The sequence below is a fragment of the Acidaminococcus sp. CAG:542 genome (assembly GCF_000437815.1).
Taxonomy (GTDB): domain Bacteria; phylum Bacillota; class Negativicutes; order Acidaminococcales; family Acidaminococcaceae; genus Acidaminococcus.
In genome coordinates this window covers 1-10,534 of sequence record NZ_FR902052.1, presented here as the reverse complement: position 1 = coordinate 10,534, position 10,534 = coordinate 1, and the positions used below count along the sequence as shown (strand labels likewise).

General features: G+C 55.1%; 1 protein-coding gene. It reads right to left on the bottom strand.

Annotation, left to right across the window (positions count from 1 at the left end):
* Positions 1 to 34: 34 nt before the first annotated feature.
* Positions 35 to 10,132 (bottom strand): S-layer homology domain-containing protein, encoded by a 10,098-nt coding sequence (locus tag QVO43_RS03725; protein ID WP_022487251.1) that lies wholly within the window; start codon positions 10,130 to 10,132, stop codon positions 35 to 37.
* Between the last annotated feature and the right edge of the window lie 402 nt (positions 10,133 to 10,534).

The following is a 10,534-nucleotide window of genomic DNA, read 5'->3' as shown; positions in this document are numbered from 1 at the left end:
GGTGCTGCGCGTTCCGCGCAGCACCCCCTCTTTTTTACTTCCCATGATGCTTTTCACTGTCTTCCACGGTCCGCACCCTTTCGATGGTGGGCTTTCCGTGTCTGTCTTTTTCGATCACGTCGATGCGGATGTATTTCAGTTCTCCGTCGAATTCCTTCACCAGTTTCCCCAGGGTCCCATCCTGGTCCAGGGCCGGGTTGGAACCAGCTCCGGCCATAATGGCCCGGTAGATCACCGCGGCGAATTCGTACCGGGTCATCATCCGGTTCCCTTTGAACTCTCCGTCTTCATATCCTTCCACAATACCGGCTCTGGCCAGTTTGGTCACGTAGTCATAGGCCCAGTGGTTTTCAGGGATATCCGGGAACAGGGCATCCTTGTCCACCTTTATCACGGTCCGGCCGGCCATCTGGTTCATCAGGGTCTTCAGCTGCTGCATCTCCCCTTCCTGCTTGGCCACCAGTTCCTTCAGGCCCCGGATTTCCTTGGCCATGGCCACCCGGCTGTTGGATACGTGGTTGTGCTGACCCAGCTTGAAGGTGGCGCCAATGTTCACCATGTTTTCACCGCCGCCGGTGCTGCCTCCCAGGCTGAACATCACGTCTTCGTTGGGCCGGTAGAAGGCCCCCAGGGCCACGGCGTTGGCGCCGCTGTAGCTGCCGGCCCCTACGGCAAAGTCCAGTTTGTCGTCAGGATCGAAGTCCAGAGGATGGAGGGCCGCCAGGGCTGCGGAGTTGGCCCCTACCCGGTCCACCCGGGCGCCCAGTTTATTCACACTGTTGCCCAGCTGGTTGATGGCCCGGCCGGTCTGCTGGAGCTGGCTTACGTTCACCGCATCGGTCGGTGCCGTCCCCGGTGCCACATTGTGGATCTGGTTGCCGCCCATGTCCACCTTGCCGTCCTGGACGGTGATGGTCCGGTTGGCATTCCCGGTCTTCACCGTCAGCCCGCTGTTGTTGATGGTGGTGTTGCCGGTGGTGACGCTGTTGAGGCCGGTCAGGTCTTTGGCCAGGCGGATGGAAAAGCCGTTGATTTTTTCGCCGGCATGATCAGGATTGTCCATTTCTTTCTGGATCACCCCGATGTTGCCTTCCCCGGCCAGGCTATCCACCTTGGCACCGCCAGTGAGGCTCAGAGCACTGCCAAATTTCACATTCACTTTCTTGGCTGTGCCTTCGTCTCCCAGATACTGGCGGTCTGCTTTCACATCCTTCTGGACCTGGGTCAGTTCATCCCCCATTTTGTTGACCTTGTTGGTCACATCCGTCACATTGTTGGTGATTTCCGTCTTCATATCACCTGCAATCCGCTTCACATCGCCGATATTGGCAGCATTGGTATCATTATCATATTTATAGACATCCTTGCCGTCTGTTCCTTTAATGATTTCAGAAGCACCACTGGCAACATTGGTGATCTGCTTGCCGCCGCCATTAATGCCGTCTTTGCTGATGCTGATGGTGGAATCTTTGATGGTAACCTTGTTGGTGTCCACCCCATCTTTATTGATGGTGGTATTCCCGGCCTTGATGCTGCCGTCGCCGCCCAGATCAACATCCTTATTGAGCTCCACCTTGATGGCTCCATTATCTATGGACGTCTTGATGTTGCCTGCTTTCTCCACCTTCCCATCTGCCTTGTAGGTCGTGTCGCCCTTGATCTGGATGGCCTTGCCGAGATCCTGCTTGACAATCTTGTCAGCACCCTTCTCATCAGAAGAAAGCGCAAAGCCGCCGCCCTGCTGCTGATTCGTGATGGAGCCGGCAATATCGCGGAGCTGGCCTTCTGTGGCAGCCCGGTTTGCCACCACATTGTCCTTGTTCCACTTCGTGTTGTCCAAGCCTGTGATGTAATTGCCCGTCTCTGCTGTTCCATCAGTACCATCCGACTTCTTGCCGGTGACGGTCTGTTCCCCGATGGTAATTTTCTTGGCAGCATCCTTGCCCACCGTGACTTTTTCAAAGTCCGGGGTATCGGTCATGACGATTTCCAGACCGTCTTTGTCTGCATTCTGGCGGACACCCAGGTTCTTGGCAGAAGCATTCTTCAAATCCGTGGCATCGGTAATGCCCCCTTTGATGGACAGGGTGGTGTTCAGCTTCCGGGTGACTTCCTGGCCGTCGTTGCCCACGAATTTCAGCCCGTCATCCATGGTAGCCACTTCGTGGGTCTTGCCATTGTGGTCTTCATAGACAATGCGGTCCATGCCGTCTTTGCCATTATTCCCATCGGTACCGTCCACACCGTTCTGGCCATTCTTCACATAGATGTCGGCACTGGCGTCCTTGCCATCCTTGCCGGCAGGACCGGTGAGGCCGATATGGCCTTCGCTTCCATCCTTGCCATCTTTGCCATTGGAAACGCTGATGGTGACGCCATCCTTGCCATCTTTGCCTTTCACGGAAATGCCGTCTTTGCCATCCTTGCCCGGTTCACCGTCATGGCCAATGACGACGGTAGTGCCACCCTTGGTCTCAACGGTGACTTTGCCGTCTTTGCCATCCTGCCCGTCAGCGCCTTTCTGGCCGATAGCCAGATTGTCGTTGAGCTTGATGTTGTAGGTCAAGACTCCGCCATCATCTTTCTTGGCGGCGATCATCAGGTTGCCGTTGGTGGAGTCGTAATCGCCATAGTCACCGTCTTTCGGGGTGGCTTCCGCCGGATTGGCCTTGTCGTTAACCGTGACCACGGTACGCTTGCCGGCGGCGGTGGTGGCGTTGTTGACGGCCTTGCTGACCTTGGCCAGCTGGTCTTCGGTAGCTGCCCGGCCGCTGACGTATTCAGGAGTCTCCAAGTTCCAGTCGGTATTGGACAGGCCCGTTGCATAGCTGCCCGGTCCGGCTTGGTTGCCGGAAGGATTGATGCCGTCCTTGGTCATATCCAGGGTACCTCCGGCAAACCAGCCAATCTGGGCATTCCCGGCTTTCAGATTGCCTTTATCTCCCAGATCCGGCGTATTCACCAGCTGGATGGTCAGTTTGCCATCTTCCAGTTCATTGATGCCGATGTTGTTCTGGGTCAGCTTGTCCTTATCCGCTCCGCCCACGAACTGGAGCTGTTCATTGAGCTTCTTATTGATGACTTTGTTGTCGTCACCGCTGAACTTCAGCCCGTCGTCGAGGGTGGCTACCGTATGGCTGCCGTCCTTGCCATCGACTTTATCCTGGTCGTTCTGGTAAACGATGCGGGTGATGTCCTTGCCATCGACACCGGGCTTGCCGGTGGTACCATTCTCGCCGGGCTGGCCTTTTTCGGTGTGGATGATGGTGGTGGTAATGCCTTCCTTGTCATCGTCCCCCGTTACGCCGTTTTTGCCATTGATGCCGATGGTGCCAGCCTTGCCGACTTCGCCATCCGTACCTGCTACACCGTCCTTACCGGCCTGTCCGACCGTCACGCCGTCGGCAGAAATATTCTTGTCCATGAGTACATGGACGGTGGTGTTGCCAGCTGCATCCTGCTCTACAGAAGTCAGCAGGTTCTTGCCGGAATAATCCGTAAGCCCCTTCGTGCCGGCGCCGGTGATGTTGATGGTGCTGCCCAGCTGGTTGGTTACAGGGTTGCCGCCGCCGTCTTTAGCCATCTTATTGGCCCCGAACTTCAGTCCTTGGCCCAGTCCTTCAAAGCCGCCAATGGTGATATCGTTAGAAGTCGTTCCATCCGCATTCTGGACCTTCAGGGTCACCGTACCGGTTGTCGTATCTACTTTGTACTTGCCGTTAGAATCAGCCGCCGGATTGGCCACCAAGTGCAGGTCATTCTTGAGCACATTGCCCAAGTCTACCGTAATCTTCTTGGGATTACCGGAACCGTCTATATCATTGCGGGTCAGTTCCAGCTTCTTGCCGTCATCGGTGACCGTGCCGCCGGTGACATAATAATCGTGGAGCCCGTCGATGTTCACATCCTCGCCATTCTTGCGGGTCAGGTTGATACTTCCCTTGCCATCCTTTGCATGAGTATCCGTTCCTTCTCCATTGTAGGAAACCGATCCGCCGGTGACATAGATATCTCCAGCAACGGATCCCTGCTTGATTTCTGTAGCAACCTGCTTCAGCTGATCTTCTGTAGCTGCCCGGCCTTTCATGATTTTATCCGAATCCCAGTTGGTGTTCTTCAGTCCGGTGATGTAATAATCATCATTGGAGTTGGCGCTTTCCGTGCCATCCGCGTTCTTGCCGCTCTGAATGCCAATCACGATGCCGCCGCTGTAGGTGTCATCGGTCTTGACGCCGCCCACCCGGACCGTGTTGAACCGCACATCGTCGGCGGTGGCGATGGTCACGTTCTCCGTGTTGGTTGTATCGCCGGTAATGGTGATGTTCTGGCCCTGAATCAGGTTGACTTTCGGACTGTCAGGCGTCACGGCTTTCTGCTTCGTGCTGTTGACATCCAGTTCCCAGCCCTTGTTCACCGTGTCGATGACCGGCTGGACCGTGCTGCTGGCGATGTTCTTCACATCGCCGATATTGGCGCCGTTGGTCAGATTGTTGTAAGACGGTTTGCCATCTGTGCCAGTGCCATCGGAGCCGCTGCCCATGTTGTTGACCTGGTTGTCCCCAAAGGCCACTTTATCGCCCAGAACGACCACGTTCTTGCTGCTGTCATCGTCGGACTTCTTGATGGTCAGGCCTTTGTCGTCAATGGTGGTCTTGCCTGCCTGGACGGACTCCAGGTTTGTCAGCCTCTTGGCCAGTTTCACCGTCAGGGTGTCTGTACCGTTGGAAACCACGCCGATATTGTTGTCGGTCAGGTTATCCTTTTCCTTCACGCCGCCGTTGATGGTGGTCTTCTCGTTCATCTTACGGCCAAAGCCAGTGGTATCTGCCGTGCCATCTTCCTTGATATCGCCGACATAGATCTGGCCGTCGTCCATAGTGGCCAGGTCGTGGACGGTGCCTTCCCCATCATGGTAGTGGAGACGGACCATGCCGGTGCTGCCATCGGCCATGGTGACGTTCTTTTTCGGGTTTAGGCTGGCATCCCGATAATGGGCGTTCAACTGGGCAGATGCGGTATTCCCTGCCTGGTCCTTGGTAGTCATGTCCTTGGGACTCAGGTTGAAGCTGTTGGCCGTGACTTCACTGAATGTAGGCTTATCTGCCATGCTGATGGTGATATCCCCATTTTCTGCAATCTGGGAAGTCAGGTTCTTCGTTTCATACTTCATATTGGGATCCGCATCTCCCGCCTTGATGGAAATGGTATCCCCCAGCTGGCGGTTCACAACCTTGTAGCCTGCATAATTGTCCGTAGTATTGGTGGCATCCTTGGTGTTGGCGGTGAAGCTCAGTCCCTTGTCCACCACTCCGGAAACGATGGCCAGCTGATCTTCCGTAGCTGCCCGGCCGCTGACGTAGGATGGATTCTTCGTATCCCAGGCTTTGTTGTCCAGGCCTGTTGCATAGTTGCCGGCGGGAGCGGTATTTTCCGTCTCCTGGCCCTTTTCGGTAAGCTGCAGTGTATTGGCCGGGTTGTTCCCGATGCGGACGTTGCCGGCGGTAACGCTGTTGAGATCCTGGAGGTCCTTGTTCAACTTGATCTCGAGCTTGCCCTTCTGGGTAATGTTGCCCTGTTCGTCTTCCACAGCCGGAGTGGCCACCACGCCGATATTGCCTTCGGACAGGTTGCTGGTATCCGCACCACCGGTGACATCCATGGTGGAATTCAGCTTGTGCTTCACCACTACTTTGTCCGTGGTGCCGGGCTGCAGATTGTCGCCGGTATAGTTAATGCCGTCGTCCAGTACTGCAATGGTGTGGACCCCCTGGATTTCGCCCCCGTTGCCGGAAGACGAAACGTAGTACATCCGGGTGATGCCGTCATTGCCTTGATTTGCCGAATTCTGAGTATACACCTGTACGGTGGACAGGTCATTGTTCACAAGAGAAAGGCTGCCGTTGCCTTCATTATCCACCCCAATGACCGCCCGTTTCTGTTCGGACGGGTTGAAGGCGCTGATCTGGCCGTTGGCAATGGTTACCTTTTCATTGTTCTGGCCTTCAGCCGGATTGGGGTTGTAGAAGGTGGCACTGTCAAAGGTCGGAGTCTTGCTGACAGCCACGGTGATGGTCTTGCTGTCCTTGGTGGTGGAAACAATGGCATTGTTGATTCCTTCAAAGTCCAGGGTATCGCCGTTGAGGATGGAACTGGAAATATCGCCGTTTTTCTGAGTGGTGACTTTGAAGCCTGCTGCTTTCAGCTGGGCCACGTTCACCGCATCCGTATCCAGGGATCCAGCTGCCACCCCGGTGATCTGGCGGGTCAGCGTGCTGCCGTTGCCCACAGCGATGGCATTGGCATTGGCCACCCATGCCGCAGACGTATTGGTGGTATCGCCCTTTGTCAGCATATCATAGCCCTTGGCACCGCTGGCACGGTCGGCCACAGAGCCGCTGCCCAGAGCAATGCTGTCAGCCAGTTTGGCCTGGGCGCCACTGCCGATGGCGGCAGCGTTGACGGCTTCTTCATCCACAGTGCCGCCCAGAGCAGCAAGGGAGTTCTTGGCTGCGGCGATGGAGCTTTCCCCAAAGGCAGTGGAATTCTCGCCGGAGGCAAGCGTCTTGTAACCAAAGGCCGTGGCACCTGCCGCGGTGGCCTTGGTGTCATTGCCGAAGGCCGTAGCGTTGTCGCCGGAGGCTTCGGTGGAATAGCCGAAGGCCGTGGCATTGGCGTAGCCGTCAATGTTATAGCCGTTCCCGCCTTCATGGGCTTTTTCTAGCACATTGTCCGGCGTAATGTCGACTTCTGCACCATTAACCGTAGTCTTGGCCAGGGACTGTTTCGCCCCATTTTTGCCGTTGAATACCTTGCCGTTTTTGCCCGCGGTTGTATCAACCGTCACATTACCATTGGCATCGACATTGACTTTCCAGAGGCTGCCCTGGTAGTCGCGGACATAGGTGTTTCCGTCTTTGCCGGCCAAAACCACATAGTCGTGTTTCTCATTGCCGCTGTCGATTGACATCTGCTTGACGCCAGCGGTCTTACCGTTCTGGATATAAGCCAGATTGCCATGGACATCCATTTTTTCCGTAGCAGTCTTTAATGGTTCATCTTTATCATCCGGGTTATTCTTATAGGTATAGATATTGGTCACAGCACCATTGTCATCCAATTTAGCACCGGCGATGGTGTCCGTGCCCCAGGCCGTGGATTCTTCATCAGCTGCGACAGTGGCATTGCCCCAAGCCGTAGAATATTGCGCTAGAGCGCGGGTGCGGTTACCGAATGCCGTAGCGCCGGTGGAAGAAGCGCGGGTGTCGTTGCCGAAAGCGACCGAGTCATTATACTTAGCAACAGTCTTTTCGCCAAAAGCCAGAGAACGGCCGCCAAGCGCCTGCGTGTCCTCACCAAAAGCGACGGACTGCTGGCCGCTGCCATCTGCCCCGCCTGCAATGGTATTGTGACCAAAGGCCAGAGAAGCATCGCCTCTCGCCTGTGCGCCCTGACCAAAGGCCGTGGCAGAATTACCGCTGGCCGTGTTGACAATGTTGACAAGCTTTCCAGTTTTTTTATCGGTAGTTTCAAGACCGCCAAAGGCCGTTGCATACTGGCCCGTAGCCTTGGCATTCTTGCCGATGACCGTGGCACCCTTCCCCTCAGCCTGAGCACCATTGCCGATAGCAACAGCAGAGTCGCCCGTTGCCTTGGCACTGACACCGGCGGCCAGAGAATTGTTGCCCACAGCCCCTGCATTATTGTAGTTGGTATCGGTGGTGGTATCGATGGAATTGACGCCGTAATCGTGGATGCTGAAGCCCTGGGCCACCTGTTTCAGCTGGGCCATGTTTACAGCATCGGTGTCATTGGTGCCGGCGGCCACACCGATGATCTGGCGGGTGCCGGTCACATTGCCGCTGCTGTCCACGGCACCGATGGAAAGGGCACCGTAGGTGGATTTCCAGGTAGGCGTGGTGTTTTCCGAAGGCTGACCGTTGCGAGGGTCAAGGCCAGGGGTGGCCCCCCGGTAGACAGTGGAATTGCTGCCCAGGGCGATGCCGCCGCTGACATACGCCCCTGCCGAATTGCCCAATGCCAGAGAACTATTGGTAGCATAAGATGAATTGCCAATGGCGGCAGAACTGCTATCTGCACTAGCGGAAGAACCGAAGACATAGGAATTGCCATAGGCATGAGCATTATTGCCAATGGCCACAGCACTGCTGCTTGCAGAAGTTCCGCCCATGCCCGCAGCATAAGAACCACTGGATGCATGGACATTATCCCCTACAGCCACACTGCTGCCATCGGCCGTGGTCCCATTCATCCCTGCTGCAAAAGCACCACCGCTGCCGCTGCTGCCGGCCTGGACGTTATTCCCAAAAGCAATGCTGCCATTTGCCGCTGTAGTGTTATTCATACCGCCGGCATAGGAACTGCCATCAGAAGCATGGACATTGGATCCTACGGCTACGCCGCTGCTTGCAGAAGTACTGTTAGTGCCTGCGGCAAAGCCACCATATTGGGCACTGACATTATCCCCATAAGCGATACCGCCACTTTGAGCCGATGTTCCATTCCGACCGGAGGCAAAAGCACTGCCAGTGGCATGGACGTTATCTCCCACAGCCATAGATGAGCCATCCGCTGAAGTGCCGCCCATGCCTACGGCAAAGGCGCCGCCACTATTTTCACCGGCTTTAACATTGTTACCGACAGCCATACTGCCACTGTTTGCTGTAGTTCCGCCCATGCCTACGGCAAAGGCGCCGCCACTATTTTCACCGGCTTTAACATTGTTACCGACAGCCATACTGCCACTGTTTGCTGTAGTTCCGCCCATACCTACGGCAAAAGCACCGCCGCCTTTGTCACCGGCTTTAACATTATTACCAAAAGCTATACTGCCATTGGTTGCTGTGGTACCTCCCATACCCGTTGCATAGGAACTTTTAGTAGCAGTGACAGGCTTATCTGCCGTTCCCATACCGGAAGCATAAGAACCGTTAGATGCCTGTATATTCGAACCAAAAGCAGCGGAACTGTTTTGGGCTGCCGCGTTGTTGCCGTAGGCAGAAGAGCCATAGGTTGCCTTTGTTCCATTCAAGCCAACTGCCGTAGAGCTGCCATTTGCTTCAACCCCTTTACCGATGGCAATGGATCCCGTCCCACCTGCACTGGTATCCGTAGCCTTGGCCCCTGTCCCGATGGCGATGGTGCTGTTGCCATCGGCCTTGGCGCTGTCGCCTACGGCTACGGCAGAGCTTCCATTGGCAGTAACGTTGGTACCGGCAGCAATGGAATTGGCCGCCGACTGATAGAGCTGGACGGAATAAAGGTAGCTGGTATTATCATAGGGGTTGTAATTGTACACAAGATTCCCTTTGTCATCTTTGTCGGCCTTGCTGACATCGGTCGTGATGTCCGTGACGGTAGAAGTCGTGCCATCCTCTGCCGTTACGGTATGGGTATACTTGTACTGAGGCGTAGTGGTCGTATTGTCATCGGCATCACGGAACACTGGGGGCTTTCTCGTCGGATTGCCGTTATCATCCTTGTACCAGGCAGCATCGTCCATCGATGTGGTCTGGTTGCCGTCTTTATCGGCATAGTAGGTTACGAGCTTATCGTTGATTTTTGCATTGTTGCCGATGGCGGTGGAGTCGGTGCCTTCGGCATGGCTCTGATAGCCGATGGCTGTGGAACCGCCTGCTTCGGTGGACGTGATGATGGGATGTGCCTGCCCTTCCCCATCCACCAGTTTCGTATTGTCTTCAGCCATGGCCTGGCCTTTGGTCTCATCATGTGCATCCTTGCGCAGAGTGTCCGTATCGGTGCCGATGGTGGTATTGTGTTCCCCCTTATAATTTGCACCTTCTGCAACAGTTCCCGAATTGCCAATGGTCAGATTGCCCTTGTTATCGTAAGCCGCGGCGCCCCCATTGCCCAGATCAACCGTTTTATCCGCCGCCCATGCTCCTGAGGGCCAGGTGAGGCCCAGAGCCAGGGCCAGAGTCAGGGCATATACCCCCCCGGTATATTTTTCCGCTGGGAATGTTCCTTCCCGTGGTTCCGGGCGATTTCCGATACCACTACCCAGCTGTTCCGCACTTTGCTCCAGATGACCTTGTAGATCCTGTTCATAGGTCTCCCCCTTGCTCAATTTCACCGGAATCACCGTTTCTGCCATATTTCTATACTGTCTGTATTTTGGCATTCCAGTAACGATTTATTCTTATCAGCTGTAGATTTTCATTCCTGTCTGCAATCCATTCTGCTGAAATTACATTTCTCATTGTAATATGTTGTATTTCAGTCTTCAATAAGGAATTTACGCCAAATGAATAAAATTGTGATAATGAATAAAAGATGAAAATAAAGTGAGGAATTTGTGGATATTTGTATTTTTATCATTTTTGCAGTTGTTACAGGTAGATTGTGGGGAGCGAGTCTGTCGTTGGTCGTTCATCGTTGTGGAGACCAGATGCTGACGCATCTGGTTCTGAACGTATGGCCCGACCGACGGCCGGGAAGGACGACGGCGCCGGGTACTGCGGCGCCTAACCCACCACCAGCCTTGCGGCTGGTCCCC

Excerpts from the sequence above, each read along its gene's own strand:
- QVO43_RS03725 (WP_022487251.1), bottom strand. The coding sequence starts at position 10,132 with ATGGCAGAAACGGTGATTCCGGTGAAATTGAGCAAGGGGGAGACCTAT.